Source organism: Ureibacillus sp. FSL E2-3493, assembly GCF_038077515.1.
Lineage (GTDB): Bacteria > Bacillota > Bacilli > Bacillales_A > Planococcaceae > Ureibacillus > Ureibacillus halotolerans.
In genome coordinates this window covers 1,570,619-1,595,857 of record NZ_JBBOPK010000001.1, presented here as the reverse complement: position 1 = coordinate 1,595,857, position 25,239 = coordinate 1,570,619, and the positions used below count along the sequence as shown (strand labels likewise).

The 25,239-nt window shown below is 34.3% G+C and carries 24 protein-coding genes and 2 pseudogenes; 3 read left to right on the top strand and 23 right to left on the bottom strand.

Annotated features, from left to right (window positions below):
- Positions 1-584: 584 nt before the first annotated feature.
- Entirely contained in the window at positions 585-1,013 is a 429-nt protein-coding gene (locus MHH69_RS08125; RefSeq protein WP_341362077.1) for a DUF4279 domain-containing protein, read from the top strand.
- Between the two features lie 118 nt (positions 1,014-1,131).
- On the opposite strand, the pseudogene MHH69_RS08120 reads toward MHH69_RS08125, so the two are convergent.
- The 13 genes and pseudogenes from MHH69_RS08120 to MHH69_RS08060 all read right to left on the bottom strand — a co-directional run.
- Positions 1,132-1,893, bottom strand: a pseudogene (locus MHH69_RS08120) (IS3 family transposase); the annotation flags it as partial.
- Positions 1,894-1,939: 46 nt separating this feature from the next.
- Positions 1,940-2,692, bottom strand: a complete 753-nt coding sequence (gene istB, locus MHH69_RS08115; protein WP_341361466.1) for an IS21-like element helper ATPase IstB — start codon at positions 2,690-2,692, stop codon at positions 1,940-1,942.
- Positions 2,692-4,236: an IS21 family transposase gene (gene istA, locus MHH69_RS08110; RefSeq protein WP_341361467.1), complete on the bottom strand. Its 1,545-nt coding sequence runs from the start codon at positions 4,234-4,236 to the stop codon at positions 2,692-2,694. The genes istB and istA overlap by 1 nt, the downstream gene beginning before the upstream one ends.
- 108 nt (positions 4,237-4,344) lie before the next feature.
- Positions 4,345-4,925 (bottom strand): annotated as a pseudogene (locus MHH69_RS08105) (IS3-like element ISBsp3 family transposase); the annotation flags it as partial.
- 565 nt (positions 4,926-5,490) lie between these two features.
- The gene (locus MHH69_RS08100; protein ID WP_341362076.1) at positions 5,491-5,928 is read right to left on the bottom strand and encodes a hypothetical protein; all 438 of its coding nucleotides are present in this window, start codon (positions 5,926-5,928) and stop codon (positions 5,491-5,493) included.
- A 255-nt stretch (positions 5,929-6,183) separates the two neighbouring features.
- On the bottom strand, positions 6,184-6,525 hold the full coding sequence (locus MHH69_RS08095) for a hypothetical protein (RefSeq protein ID WP_341362075.1): 342 nt from the start codon (positions 6,523-6,525) through the stop codon (positions 6,184-6,186).
- Between the two features lie 267 nt (positions 6,526-6,792).
- Positions 6,793-7,089: a hypothetical protein gene (locus tag MHH69_RS08090; protein WP_341362074.1), complete on the bottom strand. Its 297-nt coding sequence runs from the start codon at positions 7,087-7,089 to the stop codon at positions 6,793-6,795.
- 91 nt (positions 7,090-7,180) lie between these two features.
- Complete coding sequence (locus MHH69_RS08085) at positions 7,181-7,471, bottom strand: hypothetical protein (protein ID WP_341362073.1); 291 nt, start codon at positions 7,469-7,471, stop codon at positions 7,181-7,183.
- 24 nt (positions 7,472-7,495) lie between these two features.
- Positions 7,496-8,125, bottom strand: coding sequence for a cysteine peptidase family C39 domain-containing protein (locus MHH69_RS08080; protein ID WP_341362072.1), 630 nt, complete (start codon positions 8,123-8,125; stop codon positions 7,496-7,498).
- 560 nt (positions 8,126-8,685) lie between these two features.
- Positions 8,686-9,072, bottom strand: a complete 387-nt coding sequence (locus MHH69_RS08075; RefSeq protein ID WP_341362958.1) for a CBO0543 family protein — start codon at positions 9,070-9,072, stop codon at positions 8,686-8,688.
- A 555-nt stretch (positions 9,073-9,627) separates the two neighbouring features.
- A complete protein-coding gene (gene pruA / locus MHH69_RS08070) occupies positions 9,628-11,259 on the bottom strand; it encodes an L-glutamate gamma-semialdehyde dehydrogenase (RefSeq protein ID WP_122972758.1) in 1,632 nt (543 codons plus the stop codon).
- 144 nt (positions 11,260-11,403) lie between these two features.
- Positions 11,404-11,622 (bottom strand): hypothetical protein, encoded by a 219-nt coding sequence (locus MHH69_RS08065; RefSeq protein ID WP_341362071.1) that lies wholly within the window; start codon positions 11,620-11,622, stop codon positions 11,404-11,406.
- 300 nt (positions 11,623-11,922) lie between these two features.
- Positions 11,923-12,417 carry a DinB family protein gene (locus MHH69_RS08060; RefSeq protein ID WP_341362070.1) on the bottom strand — a complete coding sequence of 165 codons (495 nt, stop codon included), beginning with the start codon at positions 12,415-12,417 and terminating at the stop codon, positions 11,923-11,925.
- Positions 12,418-12,840: 423 nt separating this feature from the next.
- On the opposite strand from MHH69_RS08060, the gene MHH69_RS08055 reads away from it, so the two are divergent.
- A complete protein-coding gene (locus MHH69_RS08055) occupies positions 12,841-13,887 on the top strand; it encodes an NADH:flavin oxidoreductase/NADH oxidase (RefSeq protein ID WP_341362069.1) in 1,047 nt (348 codons plus the stop codon).
- 46 nt (positions 13,888-13,933) lie between these two features.
- Positions 13,934-14,347 (top strand): MarR family winged helix-turn-helix transcriptional regulator, encoded by a 414-nt coding sequence (locus MHH69_RS08050; protein WP_122972762.1) that lies wholly within the window; start codon positions 13,934-13,936, stop codon positions 14,345-14,347.
- 318 nt (positions 14,348-14,665) lie between these two features.
- Here MHH69_RS08050 and MHH69_RS08045 read toward each other — a convergent pair whose 3' ends face one another.
- From MHH69_RS08045 to MHH69_RS08000, 10 genes are all read right to left on the bottom strand, one after another.
- Entirely contained in the window at positions 14,666-15,559 is an 894-nt protein-coding gene (locus tag MHH69_RS08045; protein ID WP_341362068.1) for an SDR family oxidoreductase, read from the bottom strand.
- Positions 15,560-16,475: 916 nt separating this feature from the next.
- Positions 16,476-17,861, bottom strand: a complete 1,386-nt coding sequence (gene nhaC, locus MHH69_RS08040) for a Na+/H+ antiporter NhaC (protein WP_341362067.1) — start codon at positions 17,859-17,861, stop codon at positions 16,476-16,478.
- A 192-nt stretch (positions 17,862-18,053) separates the two neighbouring features.
- Complete coding sequence (locus MHH69_RS08035) at positions 18,054-18,791, bottom strand: hypothetical protein (protein ID WP_341362066.1); 738 nt, start codon at positions 18,789-18,791, stop codon at positions 18,054-18,056.
- Between the two features lie 159 nt (positions 18,792-18,950).
- A complete protein-coding gene (locus tag MHH69_RS08030) occupies positions 18,951-19,385 on the bottom strand; it encodes a WapI family immunity protein (RefSeq protein ID WP_122972766.1) in 435 nt (144 codons plus the stop codon).
- A gap of 33 nt (positions 19,386-19,418) precedes the next feature.
- Positions 19,419-20,450, bottom strand: coding sequence for a S66 family peptidase (locus MHH69_RS08025; protein ID WP_122972767.1), 1,032 nt, complete (start codon positions 20,448-20,450; stop codon positions 19,419-19,421).
- Positions 20,451-20,628: 178 nt separating this feature from the next.
- Entirely contained in the window at positions 20,629-21,228 is a 600-nt protein-coding gene (locus MHH69_RS08020; RefSeq protein ID WP_122972768.1) for a YdhK family protein, read from the bottom strand.
- Between the two features lie 68 nt (positions 21,229-21,296).
- Positions 21,297-21,908 (bottom strand): nitrite reductase, encoded by a 612-nt coding sequence (locus MHH69_RS08015; protein WP_341362065.1) that lies wholly within the window; start codon positions 21,906-21,908, stop codon positions 21,297-21,299.
- Positions 21,909-21,996: 88 nt separating this feature from the next.
- Positions 21,997-24,423 (bottom strand): heavy metal translocating P-type ATPase, encoded by a 2,427-nt coding sequence (locus tag MHH69_RS08010; RefSeq protein WP_341362064.1) that lies wholly within the window; start codon positions 24,421-24,423, stop codon positions 21,997-21,999.
- Between the two features lie 73 nt (positions 24,424-24,496).
- Positions 24,497-24,703 carry a copper chaperone CopZ gene (copZ, locus tag MHH69_RS08005; protein ID WP_122972771.1) on the bottom strand — a complete coding sequence of 69 codons (207 nt, stop codon included), beginning with the start codon at positions 24,701-24,703 and terminating at the stop codon, positions 24,497-24,499.
- 62 nt (positions 24,704-24,765) lie between these two features.
- Positions 24,766-25,101, bottom strand: a complete 336-nt coding sequence (locus tag MHH69_RS08000) for a metal-sensitive transcriptional regulator (RefSeq protein WP_122972772.1) — start codon at positions 25,099-25,101, stop codon at positions 24,766-24,768.
- Between the last annotated feature and the right edge of the window lie 138 nt (positions 25,102-25,239).

The window sequence follows — 25,239 nt, the reverse complement described above, 5'->3', positions numbered from 1 at the left end:
GGGCTCCTTATAGTATTTTATTACTGAATATTCAAGAAAACTTTGAATAAATCACTAGTTAACAATGTTAACCTAACTATAATTTTACAATATTATTTTATTACATGTGCCAGATTGTTAAACGATTGTCTCTGTCAAACTTTTACCCCATATTATTAAAGTTTCTATCTCAATAATTCTGACTTCGACATAAAATAAGCGCTTATCCTTTTATCAAATGCCCGATGTTGAAGACTTTTCTTTTTTTTAAAAATTAAGTCTCAACTATGAAAAAAGTTAAGAGTTTCCTATGTAGACAACCTCTTTTTCACTCAAAAATATTAGAATTTATCATTAGTTTTCAAACCCAGATTAGTACGTTTTCTTATAAGATAAAAGTAACGATTTACTTTACTATAATGTAAATCAAAGTAAGCTTCAGGATAAGCACCCTTTATCTATCCCTTCTTATAAGCATGAGCATCTTTATATCCATTATTTTTGTAATTTTATTTTTACATAACATTCCTACTGTTACAAAAAATGTAAAGTATGAGATAATATTTTTCAACTACTTTTATTATAAATAACAGGAAGGTGAAAAAATGAAAGAAGTGGAAACTACTATAAGCGTCTACTATAGTATATCTGGTGACGATTTCCCCTTAGAGGAATTCACTAAAAAAGTGGGAATCACTCCTACAGATGCTTTTAGAAAAGGTGAAACAATTGTCATCGGCAAAAATAAACATATAAAGTCTAAAACAACCTGGGAATTTGGTTCCGAACTAGAACTTACAGATGAACCTTTAAAGCAAATACGTTCTATAGTAGATCCCTTACAAAACTCCGTTGATATTATTAATCAATTTAAAGTTGAGTTTAATTTAACTAATCGGTTAGTTATTGTTATTTATATGGGAGATACTCCACCTGGATTAATTTTTGATAGTAAAGTGATTGAATTCGTTCATAATGTGGGGGCTCAAATTGAATGTGACATTTATAAAGAAAATTTCTATAGTGATATTTAAAAATGAAACATCTTAGTTATTAAACACTTTTCTTTTTCGTAAAAAGGATACAAAACGATTCTTTGAACTGAACCCTATAAAGTAGACAGTTTAATTAAAAGGGAGTTCGCCACCTATTTTAAGCGGCGATTAGATGGCTTCGGTATGCTACCGGAGTCATCTTCTTTAATGTCCATTGTTTTCTTGCAGTATTGTAGTAATCCATATAATTTTCTACTATGTATTTCAAATCTTTTAAGCTCTCAGCTTCTTTGTAATCAACTTCATCTTTAAAGTGCCCGAAGAATGATTCCATCGGTGCGTTATCGAGACAGTTTCCTCGTCGTGACATGGATTGAAGGAGACCCATTTCTTTCACACGCTGTTGGAAATCAGGGTGTGTATAATGAAAGCCTTGATCGGAATGTATCATCGCCTCTGGATGTAGGTTATCATTTATAAATTCTTCTAACTTTTTTAATGTACGGCTGACAATATCCATCTTTAGACTCGTAGATAATTCATATGCCACAATCTCTCTTGTAGCTACATCTTTAACACATGATAAATAGGCAGTTTGTCCACTTCCATATTGTAGATAGGTGATATCAGTTAAGAATACTTTACCAGGCTCATCTTGTTTAAACTGGCGATTTAAATGATTAGGTACTTGGCGATGCACTTCAGTTGCCTTCGCTAATGTACGATAAGGATTGGCACGTCTCACTTTTGAATACAAATTGAATTTGCTCATTAAACGTAATATCTTCTTGTGATTCATTGGGGTTACTAGTAATTCTGTTAAAGTCATATAAAATCCACGATAACCTATTTTTCCATTTGAGGCTTCATAAATATCCTTCAATAATAAATAATCTTGATAGTCTGCTTCATCATGTATTTCGCAAGTAAAAATTGAGCCATTTATTAATTAAAAACTGATCCACTTAAACCGAACTATTTTCTAGCCATTCTTTTGTATCTAATATTCGATAAGATGGTCCAACCATGTCTATCATATAGGCTCTATGTGTTAATCGGTCTGTTAAAGCAGCTGTTAAAACTGGATCATGAAAAACTTCTTCCCAGCGATCAAATGATAAATTACTTGTAACTATCGTTGACGCTCGTCCTGCCCGTAGGGAAAGATGAGTAAATAATAATTCTGCGCCTTCTTTATCAAAAGAAATGTAACCTAGCTCATCGATAATCACTAAATCATACTTTTCAAACCTCAATTCAAATGAACGTAACGTTCTTTCAGAACGGCTTTCTTTTAACTGATTTACAAGGGATGACACCGTTGTAAAATACACCTTATAACCTGCTAAACAAGCTTCAATTCCTAAACCAATTGCTATATGTGTTTTACCTGTACCTGGTGATCCGATTAATAAAACGTTTTGTTTTTCTTGAATAAAATCTAATTTCTTTAAATGAGAGAGACGAGAGGCCGCATTTTGCGGTAATCTCTCAGTCTCTAATTCAGTTAATAGTTTCTTTTCTGGAAAATTCGCTGAACGAATCCGATTCGCTTTTGCTCGCACTTCTCGATCTTGCATCTCTTGGACCAGTGCGTGATATAAGAAATCTTCTGCTGTCTGATATTGTTTCCACATATCATCATCTTGTATAAATCCTCGAATGCTTGGTAGTCGAAGTTCTTTACACATTTCAATCATTTCTTGTCGCTTATCCATTAATGAAGCACCCCTGTCTTTTTAGTTTCGAATAATGCCGTAATGGCTGAAAGATTTTCGAGAGATTGGGTGGTGACCTCATTTTTGGAATGTACAGTTTTATGAATGTGTTCGCATTGATTAGCTAAGAAAATAATCTTATCTGTTGATATTTGAACCATAGGGTTCTTCTCAAGTTGTTCAACTGCCACTATGATTTTTTCTAGATTGTTATGTTCTTTTAGATAGATAAGTAACTCTAGAAAATCTCGCTCATTTCCAATATAATAATCTTTGTATAATTTTTTTATTTTTGTTGGTGCTTGACTCAAACATTCACTTTGAGCCAATGCACCTTTTTTCTTTTCAAATGTACGTAAGTAATGATAGATATCCATAATCCACTGATGGATCTGCCAACTTCGCTTATGTGTTGCGATACAGGCATTATCACTAAAAATAAGAATTTTTTCCGCACTCGCTTTTACTTTCACCCATTCTCCTACATGTCCTTCTGGAACAGAATAACGATTTTGTCTATAAGTAATCGTGCTATATTTGTCCACTCTAAATTCAAACAACTCAGAGGCATCAAATGGAATAATATCTGCACTTACTTGCCGAGCTGCACGTTCTTCTAGCATTAATTCATGGTGGGTTTGATTTTTCTTATAATGTTTACGAGAGTTTAATCTCATGATGATTTCTGTTAGATAGGCCTGAGCTTCTTCTAAACTTGTAAACGTATCTCGATGGGCAAATGCTTTCCGACGGATGTATTCTACACTCCGCTCCACATGCCCCTTCTGATTTCCTTTTCTCGGTTCACATAGTCGTATTTTAAAATGATAATGCATCGATAGATTTTTCATACCATCGGTAATCTCACGCTCAGTTCCAATAAAGTTTTTTACAACAGTTCGCATATTATCGTATGTAAATACCTCTGGTACAAAGCCTAAATAGTTAATACACTTTACATGTGCATCTTGTACACAAACCATTGTTTCTGATTCATACAAATAGGCAAATCGATCATTACTATATGGTAGGGTAAAGACCGCCATCGAAAGAGAACGTAACGTTTGATCAATGATTAATTTTACTTCACCCCAGTCAAATTCAATCTCATGACCAGCAGTTGCCTTTTGACGAATAAACACTTCTTTTTGACGTTTCTCCTCACTATTTACAAAATTTCTAACAGTGGTATAACTAATTTCAAAACCTTCATCTAATAACTTTTCATGAATATCAATCATTTTTAGTTGTTGCTTGTGCATCTGATGTTGCCGTTTAAATTCATTATCTTTTAACATTTTTCGAATACGTTTCATCACCGTAGGTGTTAATGCACGTTTATTGCCTTTTCGCTTTTTATACGACGGAGGCGTTACATAGTTATCTGTAATAGGTAGTTCTCGAATATCTTGCTTTCTTTTTTCAAGATCCTCTTCGATATACTTTTTTACAGTATTCCGAGAAATCCCAAGCTCCTTCGCAATTTGACGTTGACTCTTATTTTCTTTATGAAAGGCTAATAAAACTTTTTGTTTCTTCTCCAAAGAAATCACCTCTATACGCTCCTAACTCTATGAAGTTAGGATTATTTTCATATAAAAGTGGCTCACTTTTCAACTGCGATGGTGGCTCAGTTTTAGCTTATCAAATACATCATCACGTAGTACTTGCTTTCCATTGTTCTGAAGCCATTTATAATAGCCACTTGGACTAACATTCGCTATTTTACAAAGATAACGAGTCATATTTTTTAATTGATACAGACGAATCGTTTCATTAATTGCCTGATATTTCTCGCTTGGCTTTAGATTCGTTTCTTCTTCGCCTGCCTTTCCATTTCTTCGAGCTTTTTTAGGAGCGTAAGCTCCGCCTCTAATAATCGAATACGCGCTTCTGCTTTTTCTAATTTCTTTTCAGCTGACAAGTGTTCAGCCTTTGGCCGACCAGAACTTGCTTTTCCTCGTCGTTCCTCTAAAAATCCTGATTCTCCAAGTGTTTGATAGGTTTTACGCCAGCGTGCAAGGGAACTTTGAGCTTTCTTTAGACCAATAATTTCTAAATCAAACCCAGCTTCATTGAAGATCTGAGCTGGTCCTTTTCCTAATTGATTTTCCTTAACCGCTTTTATTTTAAATTCGGCTGTATATTGGATGGCGCGATCTGATACTGATGCAACATTTTGGTTTGTTTCTAATAGTCTACGTTGATGTTCATTAAAAATTATCTTACTCATAAAAATTCTCCCGTTCATAAATAGTATGTTAAGTATAACGGGGTAGTTCATTGAAGAAAATAGAAAAACCCCGAATAGGTCCACTTTTTTTAAAGTGTCCACTATTCGGGGTTCAGTTCACTTCGTTTTAACATCCTTTTTTTATTTAGTTAATTTTTATAAAAGTATCCTCAAATGTAAACCTATGATCGTAATTCACCGCCATCAATTGTTAATGATGCTTCAAACTGTGAATTAACTCATTTGAAGCAATATTATTGGTACTACCTTAGTATTACACTAATAACTTTATGCTTCATGAAGTACAATACTGCTGTATAAAAAAAGACTGTGCCAAACATCCAGTTTGAGCTTAGTCTAGTTAATATTTCTTTAATCGTCTAGTACTTTGCGTTAGCCTTCACTATTATCTTATGCCTATTAAAATCGCTTATTTTCATACCCCATCAAATTACAGGCGTTTTATTGTAAATATAAAAAGAAGTGTTTCAATTGGAAGAGTATTGTACGAAAACAAGAGTTATTTCACTTTATTTGGGGATGATTTTGAATTAGAGGAAAAGTTTTATAAATTTTTCAATACTTTTCTTCTTTTTTTCAATCCAATAAATAATAGTATTAAAATTAAAATAAGAAATGGGAAAGGATTTGTAAATAAATTCATCCAATGAAAAGGAGCTTTATTAACATAGACAGCTTTTATGCATTTTCCTTTTTCATTTTTGACAGCAATAGCGTTATCAGTAGATATACCCCTTATTTCAAAGTATTCCGTTCCCTTTGGATAATAATTAGATGCATTACCAAAGTAGTTCCCCATGTCATTAGGCTTTGTGTTGACCTCTCCTATACGCTTGTCAATTAGACTAATAATTACCTCTTCATCAGTGACTTTATAAACATTTCCACTCCAAACTACGAACGGATAGGCCCAACTTAAAGCATGCACAGTTGAATTAGTTATAAGTACTAAAATTAATAAGAACATAGTAATTTTTTTCATACTATACCTTCCTAAAATTATCTTTTTAATACTAATTCTTCTAAATATACGGTTTTACCTTGTTTAAGTATTCTTCTAATTTATTGCACTAATTTCATTTAAAGAAATGCGTTACATATAAGATGCCAAGAAAATGGTTCAATATTTAACACTTTAGTTTATAAATGCTGTATGCATGTTCACATGCTAATGTCATTTCTTATTAAACAAATAAAAAGACCATTAAAAATGGTCCTGCCTCAACAAACGCACCCTTTAATATTTAAAAGGAAAGTTCTTTATTAATTCATTTAATTTATTTTCCCATAGTAAAAAGTCCCCAATAGGCAATTTACCCCAAAACTGTAGTCCTGACATTTCCATTGAAGCTGAAATAAAGTATCTGTCTCCGTTTTCCTCATCACCAAACCAGCAAGGAAGAGTTGTTTTACTTCGTATGTAAGATGGCAATAATTCATATACCTTCCATAAAGCTTCATATGTTTTATTATTAAATTTATATTCATCAATCATATATACTCTTTCAAACTCTACTATGTCGTTCACTACAACATACCTATTATTATAATAATGTTCGTCTTCTACAACCATATCCACAAAAATCCCCCTTGTCACAATTACTGAATATGATGTTATATACAAGTTTTTGCTCCTGCTTGTTCAACTAAACTGCCCTGTTAGCTTAAGTACATTTCTTCATACTCTTCTATGTATTGTGGCCCGTTTCATGAATAAGGTATTTTTTTATTCATGAAACGCGCCCCTTTATGGAATCGACTAGCTAGTTACGGAAGAAAAAATTGATCATACTCATTTAACTCTACCCTGATTAGTTCAATCTTAATAAATCCTTTTAATCATTTTTTACCTTTCTCCAATCTCGACATGAGAGGGTATGTTCTTACTTTCATTAAAATTAAAAGTTGGTATATGATTTATCGTTAACTCAATACCCTGTTGAATCTCAGAGGGCAAAATACACATCCTTGTGATTTCTTCATTATAGATAACCATATCTTCATCCATAATCTCTCCGTTCATTTCAAGAACCTTTACTTTATAACTTTGTTCATTATTTTTTCCCATTACTTTTAGCAACAAAATATCATGATTGGTAGTTTTAACATAAATCATTTGTCCTGAATAAGTTAAGATGTCCATGCTTCACCTCATTAATAATCGTTTTATAAAAAAATACGATCATTAATGGAAAAAGTTTCAAATTTTATCTAATAGTTCAAACCTTGTTATTCTAATTATTATGAAACATCATATATTTTTTTCTTTTTCCTCTAATCCCTCCTATACAACCGATAGCAAACATAAGGATTGCAATGATTTCAAGAGGTATGAATAATAACAGAAAACCAATTCCTGCAAATCCATCCTGGGTTATGTCTCTATAAATGAATGAAGCAGCAATAGTGGATAGAGGTGTGAAAATTATTCCCAAATACACGCTCCATATTATAAAATTAAGCATCCAAGAACGTTTAAAAGTAAGAATGAAAGCCATTAGAATTGCAGATTTAGAGGCTATCATTTGACATTTCCTCCCTTTTTTTAGTTACGTCATTAATATTTTCTCTGCGTCTACAGTTATGTAAGTATTGCTATAAAAAAGCGTAAAAACCGTCTTTACATTCCATAGTTTTTTAAATTCATTAATCGGAACTTTTCGATTATAGTTCTTGTTTTCATCATCACAATTTACCAAATGCCTTAATGATTCTGAAAGGTAAAAATACTCCTCGTCATAACCTACAACAGGGACAAAATGCAAATGATTACGATTCTTCTGTACTTTAATAAAAACAATGACGGGAGCTCCTTTACTAACCTCGTACTTTAATGTATTTATATTTCCTTTATAATAGTTTGTTTTAAAGCCTTTTTTTCTTAATACCGTCCGAATTCCCTTTGGGTATACAGTACCCGACTTCGTTTTACTAGGAAAATGGGGATACAACGCTTCACCGCTATCATCTATGCCAAAATGCCGTAACAGATACGCTGTTGAAAATGCTGCACATTCGGTATTATTTTGAAAATCAATTCGATTGTTTTGTTGAATAAGAAAGTTAGCTGGATAATTTCTTTTCCGTAAAACAGGAATGGGAAATGTCATCAAATATACATTAATGATCGTGGAAATCATAATCCATAAAATAACTGATCTAACGATAAACATAAACATACTACATCCCCCTTACTAAGCGTCCATATCGAATATTTTATTTCTTCACAATCCCTACTTCATTTTAACATAATTATCCAATTTTAGTTTTCTATAACGACCCTTTTCAAAAATAAAGACGGATTTCTTATTTTAGAAACGCGCCGATTCTTAAATATAAACACAGGTTCTATTCAGATGTAACATTTTTACAAAATATTTTGGGGACTCCCAAAAAGGAGACGAAGTTGTTTTGCCTTAATTCAAACACCGAAGCTAATTCCTATATCATATTAGGATTTGGGAGGATTAGCAATTGAAGAGATTGAAAAAGGAATCAGTTTACTCGCTAGCTACCTTCCATGATTTGAAGAGATAATTTTATGATAAAATGGAGAATTTCATTAGGTTCAATTTTGTCAGTAATCTTTGGAGTCAAAACAAATTAAAGAGGCTGTCTGAAACAAGACAGCCTCCCTTTGTACAATAGATTAGCATCACCATAACCACCAAAATTAAGGACTAAAAATGACAAAATTTCTAGTACAAAAATTACGCCTCTTGTTGTTTAAGAACAATTATCAATTTTCTTGTTTTTGTAGCCATAAAAACAAGTTTGTGATCAATTTAGATACAATGAATGACGCTATATAGGACAAGAACAAATAAATATAATTTACTCCCTTAAACATATGGAAGAAGTGGAAATTCACCATAATTGGTTTTAATACGAAAGCAAAAAGGGCTGATAATAAAACTGAATATAGGTATATATTTTTTTGCCGGTTCAATGTCCATTGATATAACAACATAAAACTTACCGGTACTAAAGAAGCGTCTAAAGCAAAACTTGGTAAAAAGGGAAGGAGTTCATATGGATATTCCCATAGACCCATATTAATACCGATTTTATTTACATATGCGAACCAAACATGATAATTAAGTCCAAAAAAACCTAAAAGTAACATTTTCCTTTTATCTATTGAAAAGAATAATATTATAATTGGTAAAATTAACGCTATAACTACTATCCAAAATTGCCATGTATCAAAATAGGAAAATGATTTCCAGTATTCTAATTGGAGTTGGTTTACCTCTTCTAACATTGACCTTATTTGATTTAACAATTATGATTGTTTTTCCTTCATATATATATCTCCCTAATAACATTTCTATTATTAAGTAATTTAACCTTATTCTTGTTCAACTATTCTCCCTCAATAACAAAGGGTTGATTATATTCATTCTAATTCAGGAAACTTTTTCATTTATCATTTAATCCCCTGTATGCTATAAAAGTTTTTCAAATATTTCTTAGTTCGAACTATTGATAGACTAAATTAATAGCAAGCGCTTCATAATAACCTCGTTTCGTTTGAATGGTATGGGATGCATAGAATGTCTCGAATAATAGTGCTCATCTAACAGTTCGAAAAAGATAGAAATTCTCATATATCAAGGAAAAAACTATAGTAAAAAAAGAGGTTAAAGTGAACACTTTAACCTCTTTACTATGTTATTAATTATTCTTCATCCATGAACGGATAAGCAATATCTGTAGTTGGTGCAAAGTTTTCTTTGATTACACGAGGAGTTGTCCAACGAATCATGTTAAATACAGAACCTGCTTTATCGTTTGTACCAGAACCACGAGAACCACCAAATGGTTGTTGGTTAATCATTGCACCAGTTGGTTTGTCATTGATATAGAAGTTACCAGCTGCGCCTGATAAACGATTTTCTAAATGAAGAATTGCTTGGCGATCTTGTGCAAAAATAGCACCTGTCAATGCGTACATAGAAGCTGTATCAACTGCTTTTAATGTTTCTTCTAATTTATCATTTTCATATACATAGATTGTTAACACTGGTCCAAAGATTTCTTCAACCATTGTTTTGAAATTTGGATTTGTTGTTACAATAATTGTCGGTTGGATGAAATATCCAACAGAATCATCATAAGTACCACCAGCAATAATTTCTGCTTCTTCAGAAGCTGCCGCATAATCGATATAGCTTGTTATTGAATCAAACGCAGGTTTATCGATGACTGCTCCCATAAAATTACGGAAGTCTCGTACATCCCCGACTTTCAATTTAGCAGTTTCTTCAACTAAACCTTTCTTTACTTCTTCCCATAAGCTTTGTGGAATGTAAGCACGTGAAGCCGCAGAACATTTTTGACCTTGGTATTCAAATGCTCCACGAACAAGGTTAGCTACTAATTTGTCAACTTGTGCAGTTTCGTGTGCAAATACAAAGTCTTTACCACCAGTTTCCCCAACTAAACGAGGGTATGATTGATAATTTGCAATGTTTTCCCCTACTGTTTTCCAAATTGTTTGGAAAGTACTTGTTGAACCAGTAAAGTGGAAACCAGACATACGTGGATCTGTTAATACTATTTCCGAAACTTGTGAACCACGAGATGGTACAAAGTTGATAACGCCTTTTGGTAATCCTGCTTCTTCTAAAATACGCATGAAGTAATAGTTTGCTAGTAATGAAGTTGTTGCAGGTTTCCAAACGACTACGTTCCCCATCATTGCAGGAGCTGATGGCAAGTTACCACCAATAGCAGTGAAGTTAAATGGAGAGATTGCTAATACAAAACCATCTAATGGACGGTAATCTAAACGATTCCAAACGTTTTTCATACTATCAGGTTGAATTTGATATACTTGGTTTGCATAATCAACCCCGAAGCGCAAGAAATCTGCTAATTCTTGTGCAGAGTCTATCTCAGCTTGAATTACAGTTTTAGATTGTCCTAACATTGTTGCAGCATTCATTACATCACGGTATGGACCAGAAATTAAATCAGCAGCTTTTAAGAAAATAGCAGCACGATGTTCCCATGGCATATTTGCCCATGATTCTTTCGCAGCCATTGCAGCTTCAATAGCATCACGTAATTCTTTCTCACCAGCTTCTGAGTAGTTTGCTAAAATATGTTGGTGATTATGTGGCATAACTACTTTCTTAACTATATCTGTTTTAATATTTTGACCGTTAATAATAATAGGGATATCTACTACTATTTCGGATTGGCGTTTTAATTCCGCTTTTAATGTTTCTCTTTCTTTTGTACCCGGTGCATATGTATTACCAGGCTCATTTTTAGGTGTTGGTATTTTAAAAATTCCGTTACTCATGCTTTAACTTCCTTCCTGTTGTAAAAATTTTTCTCTCTTCTTGCATTCAATAAATTATAAAATACTTGTAATTACTAGTGCAAGTTAGCAGGCTCAAGTAATCTATGATTTTCCCAAACTAGAGAGGGGTTAGAGATATACTTCTTAATTTGTGTTTTCTCCATGGGGCTGATCTCTATTTAGAGAATTAATTTCAGTCTCCCTAGAATATTGAGTTCCCACTAAATCACTAAAAACAGTCGTATTTCTCTTAATTTGAGAAACAGCTGCAATGATTGGAATGGTTGAAAGAGAAGATCCTAATATAGAAAGTAGTAAGGATGCTGTCACGACATCTGTACCTTTAACTCCTGCACATCCCACTGTAAGAATAACACCTAATAAAGGAGTCTGTAAATTCATTTTAAAAATAATTGGAATTCTTATATAAATTAGCTATAAACACTGATAAAACACCTAATGTTGATGCAAAACCGTTCATATTAAAGTTCGGGGATAGCGGCAATGTCAAATTATAAATATTTTTTGACTACTAACTTCATTACTCTCTAATATAATTTTTTTCTTATTGAGTGTTAATGGTCCGATTACTAAAAAAGGCACAATTCCTTTTTTCAAGAATTGTGCCCTAAAGTGGATTAACTGAAATGCTAATAAAGTTGATTAAAAGCTGCGTCTCTTTGCCCAAGCTCCTTGCATTTTGCTTAGAAATACAATTTGCCCAATATGATATGCGTTATGCATTGCTAAACTCTTTAGTTCAATTACTAATGAATGATCTTCCCCTGGAACCTGTCTATACAAATCTTCAAGTTCTGATGTTGCTAGTAGTTTTTCAAGTTCGCGATGGACATAAAAGTATTCTTGTTTTGTTTTCTCCCAATTTTCTAACGTCTCAGTTGGTAATCGAAATGTAGAATCATTATTTTCTGCCTTTGGTTCATTCGCTGTTTCACCAAGAAATCGCATAAGGAATCTCTTTTCATAGAAAAGTAAATGACAAACTATTTCCCAAATAGAATTCATTTCCCCATTAGATGTTTTCCATTTTGCCTGTTCAAAAGTGATATTCTCTAGTACTTTTTCAAGCGGTGGAAACCAATCTTCTTTATCTAAGCAGCTTGCCCATTGCTGTAACAAAAGTGTCCTTACATCCATTTTCCATCCCCCCCAATTTCATCCTGATAATCGTTCATCCATTTGCCTAAATCTTCATTTACTAAAAGTTGATCTGGCATGACTATAAATTTCGAGGTATACCATCAGATTACCTTCCTTATTCCACAATTTGACCCATAAATGAAAAAAGAGACGATTCTACTAAAGAATCTACGATAAAATTATTAAGTCACATACACCTCAAGACGTATGAATATGTATCGGAATAATAGGTACATTAAATACTTCTGTACAAACTACTCATGCTGTAATTGGAAATAACAATATTTGTCTCTTATTATTTCTTGTAAAAATGTTTAGAACATTATTAGAAGCATTCACCATTATCATTGCATTATTTAATAATTGCTCTAGACTATTATATATGCATGTGCATACATTTTTTTAGGAGGGATACTAATAATGAAAACAATTGATTCACCTTTTAAACTTAAAGGATTACAACTTAAAAATCGGATTGTCATGGCACCTATGTGCCAATATTCTGTAGATAAAGAAGATGGAATACCGAACGATTGGCATTTTGTTCATTATGTATCTAGAGCTATAGGCGGTACAGGGTTAATTATTATGGAAATGACGGGTGTAACTCCTGAAGGAAGAATTACGAATCAAGATTTAGGATTATGGGATGATGCACAGATTCCTGCATATAAGCGTATTGTATCCGAGGTTCATAAGTATGGTTCAAAAATTGGGATACAAATAGGTCATGCTGGTAGAAAGGCCGAAGATGCAATCCAACCTGTTGCACCATCTGCTATACAAGGTGACGCTTTACCTGAGGAAACAAAATATGGTGGACTTACACAACCACGTGCTTTAACCATTCAGGAAATTGAACAAACAATTGAGCAGTTTAGGAATGCTGCAAGAAGAGCAGTTGAAGTGGGCTTTGATACAATCGAACTTCATGGAGCACATGGATATCTTCTCCATCAGTTCATGTCCCCTAGTATTAATAAACGGAACGATGAATATGGTAAGGATTTATCAAAATTCGGTGTAGAGATCATTCGCTCAGTGAAATCGGTCATGCCAGAGGATATGCCACTAATTATACGAATGTCTGCTATTGAATATATCGACGGAGGATATGGGTTGGAACATTCACTTCGTATTGCAGAGAAGTTCAAAGAAGCTGGTGTAGATATTTTCCACGTCTCCTCTGGAGGTGAAGGCGTTCCTGGCAAGTTAAAGCCTGGGAATTATCCTGGTTATCAAGTACCATTTGCCCGAGCTTTCAAAGAGAAACTAGGAATCCCAGTAATAGCGGTTGGCATGTTAGATAATCCACAAGTAGCAGAGGCAACCTTGTCCAATCATGATGCCGATTTAATTGCCGTTGCTAGAGGAATGTTAAATGATCCATATTGGAGTATACATGCAATTAAAGAAATAACAGGAAGTGTCAATCCACCATCTCAATATAGTAGAGGAATTCGATAACAGTGAATGATATAATTGGGACAGTATTTTTCGAAAGGCGATGGCTATGAATCAACCTGACCAATTAATCCATACTTGGGTAAATTTCTCAAAATTTCATAATAGAATTACACACTCATTAGATTATTTTCTTCAACAAAAATACCATTTATGTTTGAATGAGTTTTATTTAATGATGTTTATCAATGAAAGCCGTGAAAAGAAACTCCGGTTACTGCAGCTACAGAATATGATTGGTCTTAGCCAAAGTGCTTTATCCCGTTTGGTTTCAAGACTTGAACAACATGATCTTCATCCAGTAGAACGAGCATGTTATGTTGAGGATAAGCGTAGTGTTTATGTTGTACTAACTCCGAGTGGCCAACAGCATATTGTTGACATTTTAAATGAGGTTAATCGGATCTTACAACAGTCGCTCTCAGAAAAAGATATTAAAAACATAAGATTATTTGCTGAATAGAATCCTATAAAATGCATTACTAAGTCTCTTCTATGAAGTTACCTTGGTAATGCATTTTTTCAAGAAGTTGCTGAAATCATCAGGTACTGTCCTTTTAATATCACTCTTCCAATTTTCTTTATAGGGATTGCCCCACAATAGAATTAGCTAACGAATTCAATAATGAAAGCGAGCGTTGATTCTTATTACAGAACCGCGCTCGCTTGTTGAAGATCCCGCTACATTAGGATACAAAAAACACTAACTGTAGTAAACTTATTATCATTTTTCCATTATCTGTTACGAGTGAGGTACGCTTTTATTTGACTACATATAAGATTACAAGCTGATTGGCTCGCCACCTGTCACCCCATAAATCTGACCTGTAATATAACTCCCTTCATCAGAGGCTAGAAGAACATATACCGGCGCAAGCTCTACCGGCTGTCCCGCACGACCAAGAGGAGTATTTTGGCCAAACTCAGGAATTTTCCCTTCCAATTGTCCGTTATCCAACTGCAACGGTGTCCAAATTGGCCCTGGTGCAACCCCATTAACACGCACCCCTTTAGAAGCAAAGTACGAGGAAAGATTTATCGTAAAATTGCTGATTGCACCTTGTGTAGCAGCATAGTCCATTAAAGAGGCGGATGGATTGAAAGATTGAACCGATGTGGTAGTAATAATCGCACTTCCTGGTTCCAGATGCTCTTCAGCAGCTTTTACGGTCTCAAACATGCTGATGATGTTTACTTTGAAAGTATCATGCACTTGTTTGAGTGTTAAATCTTTTAAGGTTGGCTGTGCAATTTGTTGCGCAGCATTCAATACGAGCGTATCCAAACCGCCAAAAGCTTCCACCGTTTTTGTAACAATCTCTGTCGCTGTGCCATCTTCCCGCAAATCATACGGCAACAGTAATGCTTTTCTGCCTGCTTTTTCAATTAAATCTTTGACTTCGTTCGCATCTTCTTCTTCACCAGGGAAGAATTGGATGGCCACATTTGCACCTTCACGTGCATAGGCAATGGCGGCGGCACGTCCAATTCCGGAATCGCCACCGGTAATCAAAGCATTGCGCTCTTCCAGACGATTGTATCCTTTATATGATTCTTCTCCGCAGTAAGGTTTAGGAATCATTTTACTCTGCAGCGCTGGAGTGTTCTGCTCTTGATCTGGGAATTTTTCTGTATAAAATTTTTTACGTGGATCGGTTAGATGTTGGTTTTTCATTATAACCATCTCCTGTCTTGTAAATATTTAAACCTAGAGATTAAAAAGTTCAAAAAGCTTCACACTTTACAAACTTTCTCAAACTAATCTCTCGTACATTTTTTACCCTATGATCATCATTTTAAACAGCTTCGTTTTTTACCCTTTTCAAAATCACTAATTAATAAGAGCTACTGTGTTAACACCATTACCAAACTCAAAAGAAAGACGCTCTCCTTATTCAAGGAAAGCGTAATTGAATAGTGTTTAGCTTTAATACATATTATTATTTTTATTCGGAAGTGTTTTCCAAAAGTCTACTAAACATATAACACCTATTATTTTAAATATGCTATTACCTATTATAGAATTATGAATAGTAATTCCCCCGATAAAAAAACTACTCAATAATAACAGGAAAAAACCAACTAGAGTTTTCATAATTCCTCCAAACTTATTAAATTTACCCATAATATACCATATACCCGAATTACAGCGCGGTAAAATAAATTTTATTTATAGAGCCCTATATATAAATTAACATAGTTATCCATGTACATTGATAATGAGTTACTTCATTATATGGCCCTTTAATTGAATAAAGCACATTCCTTATTCAAGGAAAGCGCCAAATTGTTGAATAACCGTATTATTTATGGTTCTAAAACTTCTAATAGTGCCTTTATAAAACCTTACTTAAAATTCTCCATGTAAACCATCTACTTCACCAATCTTTTCTATGTAAATCCCTGTTTAGTTATAGTTTTTAGAGCATATATTCTCTCGGTCAATAATGGCTTTTAGTTTGTTTAAATAAGGGGTGAAGTTGATCTTTTTAAATTATAAATTCTAAATAATCCTAGCTGCAAATCGGCTTTCCATCGCTTCTTCTATAAAAAAGTAGTACAAACCATGGCCTTGGTTTGTACTACGAATGTTAATTTGTTTCGTTTTTTGATATTGTCAGATTTAACCATCCAAATATGATGGTAAGAACTGGGCTTAATAGGCAAAAGAAAGCATAAGGCAAATAGTCGATCACAGAAACGTTAAGCATTGAGGCAATAAATAAACCACAAACACTCCAAGGAACAAGCGGATTAACGACTGTACCCGCATCTTCCATTACCCGGCTTAAATTTTTCGGATGTAAGCCTAGTTCTCTATATTGTTTCTTAAAGGCTTCCCCTGTTAATAAAATGGATAAATACTGTTCTCCTACTACTATATTAATACCAATTGCAGTAAAGGCCGTCCCTGTAATCAATGCACCAACTGATTTTAATAAATTTTCAATTTTGTTTAGCAATGTTTGAATAATACCTAAAGCAAACAATAATCCACCCATGCTGAGGCTTAGCACCACAAGCATAATTGTAAAGAACATACTACTGATACCACCACGAGTTAAGAGTGAATCAATTACTTCAACCCCTGTTTCAGAAACATATCCGCTAAATAAAATTGCACAGTAATCACTAACTGATAAAGAAGTATGAAAAATTGATAAGAAAAGTGCTACAAGGGAACTAACAATAAGGGTTAAAAATGCCGGCACTTTTTTGAATGTGCAAACAATCAAGACGAGCAGTGGTACAATGGCATACCAATGCACAAAATTTGCATCTTGTAAACTAGCCTTATAGAACACAATTGTCGTGTTATCTACTCCTTCTACTGAAGGGGATAAAGTTGCATATAGGACACCGCTAATGAAAAACGCAGGAATCGTTGTCCAACTCATATTTTTAATATGTTCAAATAAATCAATATTGACAATGCTTGCAGCTAAATTGGTTGTATCTGACAATGGAGACATTTTATCGCCAAAAAACGCTCCAGATACAATAGCGCCAGCCGTCAAGACAAGCGATGCATCAATGGCTCCTGCAATACTTACAAAAGCAACCCCAATCGTCGCTACAGTCGTCAATGAACTACCAATTGCTGTACCAATAATCGCAGTAATGATAAATACAATCGCATAGAAGAAACTTGCCGATACGAGAGAAAAACCTATATATATAAGCGTTGGTATTGTACCGCTTAAAATCCAGCTACTAATTAGTATACCTATTAAAAGGAAAATATAAATAGCTCCTATTCCTGAAATGGCTCCAGATCTCATACTTTCTTCCAACACTTTAAATGGCACGCGTTTTAGCAAACCGTAAAAAATGAGAAGAATAATAGATAATAGAATAGGGATATGTGGTGTAGCACCAAACTTTCCTATCGAAATAGAAATGATTGAAATAACGATTATTAAAATGAATAATGATTCGAATACTGACGGTTTAGTTTTTGCCTCAATAGAAAACATTTGCTTACTCCTAGATGATATAATTTCACGCTTTAAACTTCAACGCTTCAACGCGGTAAAGTCATATATCATTCTAGCACGGATTTGCTAAATGTCAATAGAAGAAGAGATTTTAAGAAATAAAAAGATATCGGACCTTGATAGTATTCTATAGACGGATTTTACTTTGTAGTAGAGAAACTAAAATCCGGTTCATAAACTTTTATATTTTTTTCTATATGGAAAAAAGAAAAATAATAATATGAATCCGACTATTAAAGTTAAAAATGGAAATATGAAAGGGAAAAATAACGTAGGAATACCTTCCCAAGCATCTGTATAATAACCAACTGTATGAGGACCCACATTCCCTGCATTTAGTAGTTCTGTTTGTAACGCATTACGTTTTGTAAAACTAAAAGAATCATGGCTTAATGACCCACCTTCATCTAATGCATAGAGACTGTACATTAATTTTTCATCTGAAACCGAGCCAACAATATCTCCATTCGGCATTTCTTTTTTCAATTCTCTTGTTTTCTTCAAAAGCACAATAAATTGAGTTTTATCCTTCTTTTTATCTTCTAAAGTTAAATAAGCAAGCTCACCATAGTATCGATTTAACCCTTCTTCTTCTATCCTTATTGGATATTCTTTTAATGTATCTATTACCTTTCCATCTACTTTTACAGATAAATCTGCAATGCCAATTTTAAATTTATAGGGGTCTATATAACTTTTGCTTTCCTTTATCGTTTCCTCTATTTCTACAGTATGATCGTTGAAATAAAAAGTCGTATCCGTAGGAGGAAACCCTTTGCTTACATTTGTAATCGTGTAGAGTCCAACCATTCTTTGATTATGTATAAGCTCCATTATCATTTTTGATCCAATTGGCAAAGAAGTTAAAAATAATATCAGTCCCAATAAAAATAACATTAATCGTTTCATTGTTTATATTCACCTCTAGTTTTAACACCACTTTACACTTTCTTATATTGTTCCTATCCCCCACATTTACTAATTATATTTTCAACATATCATTATCTTAATCTTTAATAGAAAATCACCTTCTTATTAAAGAATTGCTCCCTCTAGTTAGTTATATAACTAATTTTGTTTACCTATTACCGGAAACATATAACTAATATCCTCTAACTCTTTTATGAAGCTTTCTAAATATGATTGGTCTGATACAAACTCGAAGGTAAGTACCGCACCACTTCCTACTGGATAGCATGTCTCTCCAGACCAACTTATATGACCTAATTTATTCATTTCACCTTCAAAATGTATAAAACCATCTAAGTTTTTCAATATTGCTTTTCCTGATAAATTCTTTTTCATCAACTTCAATTCATTTACAAAATCTCTAATATCATCTGTTCTTAAACTAGCATTAAAATCAACATAATAACCTGGAATTTCAACCTTTACTTTTGAATTAACCCAATTTCCATCCCAGTAATCCGTACTATTCGGATATTCCCTAGAAATGATATCGATTTCTACTTTCGTACTTTCACCTAATAAACGGAATTTCATTTTATCACCTTTATTTCTCTTTTTTAGTTAACTTCATTCCACTCCACTTTCTAAAATGGTGAAAGTCCTCTTATTACAATTAATTTCTGCCAATGCACCATATGGCAAAATACATTTCGGTTCAGTATGTCCGAAATTCAAATTATAAAGAACAGGCAAATCTACCAAATCATTTTCCTTCATGACAATTTGAATGACTTCCTTATATTCATCATAGTACTTCTCATCCTGCGGCTTTCCAAATATGATTCCGTTTGTTTTTTGTAAAATACCTTGTGCAGCATAATTTCGCAACCAATATTTTATAAGATGCGGTTCCGGTTTTTCTTCAGATGTTTCAAAGAAAAGGATGCTATTTTCCCAATACTTTTTCTCCGGCCAAATTTCTGTTCCTTTTGCAAACTCTAAAACTTCAATACAACCACCTATCAAACGTCCTCGTGCTACACCTGATCCTTGTAGTACTTCGTAACCTAAGTTTTTCTTTGTTGTACGGCGACGGTTTTTATTTTCTTCTATCCATTCTAAATGCTCACTTGTCCAATGGTTCGCTGGTTGAATTTCACCAATAACGTCATTTGAGAAGAGAGTTCGATTTACCATCTCAACCGTATAAGGATCCATGTCCACATTTTCAGCAAAATCGGTTAAGATTGCGGGACCATAAAAAGAAGATATTCCCCCTTTGTAACAAAATAAATGTGAGATGGTCACATCCGAGTAACCCATCAAAATTTTCGGGTTTTCACGTATAACATTAAAATCAATATAGGGTAGTAAACGAATGCTATCTTCTCCACCAATATTTGCAATGATACCTCGTATACTTTTATCCTTAAACGCCGTCATTAAATCTTCAGCACGAGCTTGCGGATGTTTATAAAGATAGTCTCCTCCCTTCAAACTATTGGGCATTGGTATAACCTTTAATCTAAAAACTTCCTCTAACCTCTTAACACCTTGTTCATATCGCCATCTTAGTGCTGGTTCACCTGCGCCACCCCAAGAAGGACTAACCGTCGCAATTTTGTCTCCCGGCTGCAATTTTTTTGGCTTAATTAACACATGAACCCCTCCTATTTATGTTTAATTTTAATTTCTATATATTTATTAAATTACCTGCTCTGATTCAACTATTTTGAACGAATATGAAATAAGTATAATTAATGGTTTTCCCTATTTAATTTTTTAAAAGATAAAATGCACCTTGAAAAATAGATCAAGGTACATTTCAAATCGATTATTAAATTGGTGATAGTTCGCTTTCTGTTACCCATTTATGGTTCTTTACTTCTTCACCTGTTGTAGAAGTGTAATCGACCATATAGACAGTCGTTTGTTCAGCGGAATCAATTGTTGCTGTAGCTCCGTCCATCCCTTCCATATGCTTAGCTTTAATCTTTGCTTGTACACCTGGTTCTAACGGAGATTCTCCAGCTCCTTCTAGCTCTTCATGAATGACCCATTTATGATTATTTACCGGCTCACCACCATTTGTCGGAGTGAAAGATACTGTATATACCGTAGTATTAAAAGCACCAACTATCGTTGCTTCAGCTCCTTCCATCCCAGCCATATGATCTGCTTTAATCATTGCTTTACTTCCTATTGGAAAAGTTGGTGTTGTTGCTTCTTGTAATCCTTCAGGAATTTCACCATCACTAGAATGATTCATTGTGGAATGGTCCATCCCTTCCATATCATGGTTTTCTGTTTCAGTTGTTTCTGTATTTTCATGGGAATTATGCTTTTCAGTAGATTCTTCATTATTATCTCCAGCACATGCAGAAAGTGTTAATGCTGCTGTTAAAGAAATGATACCCATCATCAATTTATTTGCCATTCTACTTCCCCCTACTTTTTTAATCATTTATACAACTCGTTTTATTCCATTTTCAATAGATAGTTGTTTTAACTTATTAATTGATCTCTACCTATTCGCTTTAAAAATTTATAAAACGTTTCCCGTTTTTTTCCCTTCTCTGAATAAATAGCGATAATCTTTTCTACTGCTTTATATAATTCGTCGGGTGTTATATTTTCTAAAAGTAAAGAACCAACCTCAGCGTCTTTCCCTTTGGCTTTTCCTCCAACATATAAATTGTAACGGTTTCTTATTTTCATTACACCAATGTCGCTTAACATAGGTTCGCCACAACCAATCGGACAACCCGTATAGGCAACTTTTAAAGTAAAAGGTACAGCCATTCCAGCAATACGTCGATTTAACTCTTTTGCTACAGGCATTCCTTCTTCTTCTTCTCCCTTGCAAAAGTTACAAGTTCTTAAGCTCTTTACAAAGTTGCCAACCGGATAACAAACTAACCCAACACGTTGAAATTCTTCGATAATTTCTTCTTTTTTATTTTCAGGTATTTCAATATAAAGTTGCTGGAAAGTAGTTAACTCTATTTCTTCGCTTTCGTCCATATAACTTGAAATCATTGCAAGTTGTTTGGCGTTTAGTTTTGCTCCGAAGCCGATTCCCCCATTAATAGCAATTTTGATTTTCTCGCCCTCCACATAACCCCTCCTTCCTTTTTCTACCATACATTGGTAAGGTATATAATTTTGCTGACACTAGACGCATTAATAAGTGTTATTTCCCATTTTATTTTTTTAATTTCACTCTTTGTAAACGTAATGCATTTAAAACTACCGACACGGAACTGAACGCCATCGCCGCTCCAGCAACCCAAGGGGCAAGAAATCCTGCTGCAGCAATTGGAATTCCAATCGTATTATAAGCAAAAGCCCAGAATAAGTTTTGCTTTATATTTTTCATCGTTTTACGACTCATTAAAATTGCATCAGCAATACTATTTAAGTCCCCTCGAATAAGTGTAATATCTGCTGCTTCCATTGCCACATCTGTACCTGTACCGATAGCCATCCCAATATTAGCTGTAGCTAATGCCGGAGCGTCATTAATACCATCACCAACCATTGCCACCTTTTTCCCCTGCTGTTGAAGTTTTTTCACTTCATTTGCTTTACCTTCAGGAAGCACTTCGGCAATGACTGCATCGACACCTACTTCTTTACCGATTGCTTGGGCAGTTCGTTCATTGTCACCTGTCATCATGATGACATTAATACCCATTTCTTGTAATCGACGTACAGCTTCACGAGAGGTTTCTTTAATCGTATCTGCGACAGCAACTAAGCCAGCGTACTGACCATTAATACCAGCTAGCATTGCTGTCTTACCGTTCTTCTCCAATTCCTCCATTGCTGGTAGAACAGACGTAACATTAATTCCGTATTGTTCCATAAGTTTACGTGTACCAATAACAACTCCTTGACCCGAGACTGTTGCTTGCACACCGAAACCAGGAATCACTTCAAAAAACTGAATGTTCCCAAGTTCTATCTCTTTCTCTTGAATACCTTGAAGGATCGCTTGTGCTAATGGGTGCTCCGATTGTTTTTCAGCTGCACCAATCAATGATAAAAATGTTTCTTCGTCTTGACCTTTTGCTACTAATACATCTGTTAACACCGGTTTACCATGTGTAACAGTACCTGTTTTATCGACTACTACTGTATCGATGCCTTGTGTTTGTTCTAGATGCTCCCCACCTTTAAACAAAATACCAAATTCTGCCGCCCGACCTGAACCTGCCATAATGGAAGTTGGTGTTGCTAATCCAAGGGCACATGGACATGCAATAACTAATACTGCAATTAATACTTCAAGTGCTGGTGTAAACTCACCTGGTTGAACCCAAATCATCCAAACTAGGAATGTAAGGATAGCAATCCCCACTACGATTGGTACAAAAATTCCTGAAATTTTGTCGGCTAAACGTTGGATTGGCGCTTTAGACCCTTGTGCATCTTCAACAACTTTAATAATTTGTGCTAGAGCCGTGTCACGTCCAACTTTTGTTGCTGTCATTTTAATAAAACCATTTTTGTTAATTGTTGAGCCGTATAATAGGTCACCTGCTGCTTTATCCACTGGTAAACTTTCGCCTGTTAACATCGATTCATCAACGGCTGTTGTTCCTTCTACTACTTCACCATCAACTGGAATTTTTTCACCTGGTTTCACTAAAATTGTATCACCTATTACAACTTCTTCTAACGGAACTTCTTTTTCTATTCCATCACGAATAACGATGGCTGTTTTCGCTTGAAGCCCCATTAATTTTTTAATCGCTTCCGATGAACGACCTTTTGCTTTTGCTTCAAACAATTTCCCTAACAATATTAATGTAATTAATACCGCGCTTGTTTCAAAATATAGATGTGGGTCGTGATGTTCTCCTGCTGTAATAATAGCTTGATAGACACTATAAAAATAAGCTGCTGAAGTACCCATAACAACGAGTACATCCATATTGGCGCTGCCATTACGAAGTGCTTTATAAGCACCAACATAAAACTGTTTACCTATTATAAATTGTACGGGGGTTGCTAAAATAAGTTGAACCCATGGATTCATTAAGAAATTAGGTACATATAAGAACTCTGTAAAGGAAAAGTGACCGACCATCGTCCATAATAATGGTAAAGATAAAATCGCTGAAATGACGAATTTACGTTGTTGATCTTTAATATGCTTTTCACGGTGATCTATCTGTTCCTTTTCATCTTGCTTTTGGTGTGCACCATAACCAAGTTTTTCGACCTTTGCAACGATATCCGCAATAGTTACTTCTGAAGGATTAAATTCAATCGTTGCTTTTTCAAGGGCTAAATTGACATTTGCTCTTGCAACGCCATCCAATTTATTTAGTCCCTTTTCAATGCGTGTTGCACACGCTGCACAAGTCATTCCTGTAATTTCAAACTCCGCTTTTTGTTTCACAACACCGTATCCAAGTGATTCGATTTTCCTTTCAAAATCAGCTTCACTCAATTTTGTCGGATCATATTTAATGGATGACTTCTCAAGAGCTAAATTGACCGATGCTTGTTCAACACCTTCCATTTTATTTAACCCTTTTTCAATACGTGTCGCACACGCTGCACAAGTCATACCTGTAATTTGGATATTCGCTTCTTTTACTTTACTTGCTTCAGTACTCATAACTTTTACACCTCTCTTTATACCTATATAGGGTATAATTTAATGAAAATGAGAGAGTGCTACGAAAGCACTCTTACTCTACATCATATCCTTGTTCTTCAATTGTTTCTTTAATTTGCTCTAATGAAACTTGAGATTCATTAAAGGAAACATCCACTAAAGCTTCGTCAAGGTTCACACTTACTTGGTCAACACCTTCTAATTTACCAACGCTTCCCTCTATAGCTTTAACACAATGTCCACATGACATACCTTGCACGTTTAATGTTACATTTTTCATAGTATCTTCTCCTTTTCATGTCTTTTGAATACACCATAGGGGTATGTTTCGTTTAAAAAAATTTATTTTTTCATTAACTTTTGTATCGTTACAACTAACTCGTCGATTACTTCATTATCACCTTCTGAAAGCCGATCTACTACACAACCCTTTATATGTCCTTCTAAAAGAATTTTTGCTACACTATTTAATGCAGATTGTGTGGCGGAAAGTTGAGTAATCACATCATCACAGTATACGTCCTTTTCTATCATACCTTTAATGCCTCGAATTTGACCTTCTATACGATTTAATCGAGTTGTCAAATCCTTTTTCACACGTTCTGGATGATGACTTTTTCGACAAGAGGTACTATTATCATCAGTATGACAAGCTTCTGCTTTCACTGAGTTATCCATCTATTCACCCTCCTAACTTGCATTCATCATAACATACCCGCAGAGGGTATGTAAAGTGATAAATATTTTATACTTATTCTCCCCCTCTCTATAAGCTTTATGGAACAGTTTAATAACCAGTTATTCCCCATCATTTTC

Bases quoted from the DNA above. Each gene is read 5' to 3' on its own strand.
- MHH69_RS08100 (WP_341362076.1), bottom strand. From the start codon at position 5,928: ATGAAAAAAATTACTATGTTCTTATTAATTTTAGTACTTATAACTAAT.
- MHH69_RS08125 (WP_341362077.1), top strand. From the start codon at position 585: ATGAAAGAAGTGGAAACTACTATAAGCGTCTACTATAGTATATCTGGT.
- MHH69_RS08050 (WP_122972762.1), top strand. From the start codon at position 13,934: ATGAATCAACCTGACCAATTAATCCATACTTGGGTAAATTTCTCAAAA.
- istB (WP_341361466.1), bottom strand. From the start codon at position 2,692: ATGGATAAGCGACAAGAAATGATTGAAATGTGTAAAGAACTTCGACTA.
- MHH69_RS08055 (WP_341362069.1), top strand. From the start codon at position 12,841: ATGAAAACAATTGATTCACCTTTTAAACTTAAAGGATTACAACTTAAA.
- MHH69_RS08030 (WP_122972766.1), bottom strand. From the start codon at position 19,385: ATGAAATTCCGTTTATTAGGTGAAAGTACGAAAGTAGAAATCGATATC.
- MHH69_RS08080 (WP_341362072.1), bottom strand. From the start codon at position 8,125: ATGTTTATGTTTATCGTTAGATCAGTTATTTTATGGATTATGATTTCC.
- copZ (WP_122972771.1), bottom strand. From the start codon at position 24,703: ATGAAAAATGTAACATTAAACGTGCAAGGTATGTCATGTGGACATTGT.
- MHH69_RS08010 (WP_341362064.1), bottom strand. From the start codon at position 24,423: ATGAGTACTGAAGCAAGTAAAGTAAAAGAAGCGAATATCCAAATTACA.
- pruA (WP_122972758.1), bottom strand. From the start codon at position 11,259: ATGAGTAACGGAATTTTTAAAATACCAACACCTAAAAATGAGCCTGGT.
- MHH69_RS08075 (WP_341362958.1), bottom strand. From the start codon at position 9,072: ATGTTACTTTTAGGTTTTTTTGGACTTAATTATCATGTTTGGTTCGCA.
- MHH69_RS08035 (WP_341362066.1), bottom strand. From the start codon at position 18,791: ATGAAACGATTAATGTTATTTTTATTGGGACTGATATTATTTTTAACT.
- nhaC (WP_341362067.1), bottom strand. From the start codon at position 17,861: ATGTTTTCTATTGAGGCAAAAACTAAACCGTCAGTATTCGAATCATTA.
- MHH69_RS08085 (WP_341362073.1), bottom strand. From the start codon at position 7,471: ATGATAGCCTCTAAATCTGCAATTCTAATGGCTTTCATTCTTACTTTT.
- MHH69_RS08090 (WP_341362074.1), bottom strand. From the start codon at position 7,089: ATGGACATCTTAACTTATTCAGGACAAATGATTTATGTTAAAACTACC.
- MHH69_RS08020 (WP_122972768.1), bottom strand. From the start codon at position 21,228: ATGGCAAATAAATTGATGATGGGTATCATTTCTTTAACAGCAGCATTA.
- MHH69_RS08060 (WP_341362070.1), bottom strand. From the start codon at position 12,417: ATGGATGTAAGGACACTTTTGTTACAGCAATGGGCAAGCTGCTTAGAT.
- MHH69_RS08045 (WP_341362068.1), bottom strand. From the start codon at position 15,559: ATGAAAAACCAACATCTAACCGATCCACGTAAAAAATTTTATACAGAA.
- MHH69_RS08000 (WP_122972772.1), bottom strand. From the start codon at position 25,101: ATGGATAACTCAGTGAAAGCAGAAGCTTGTCATACTGATGATAATAGT.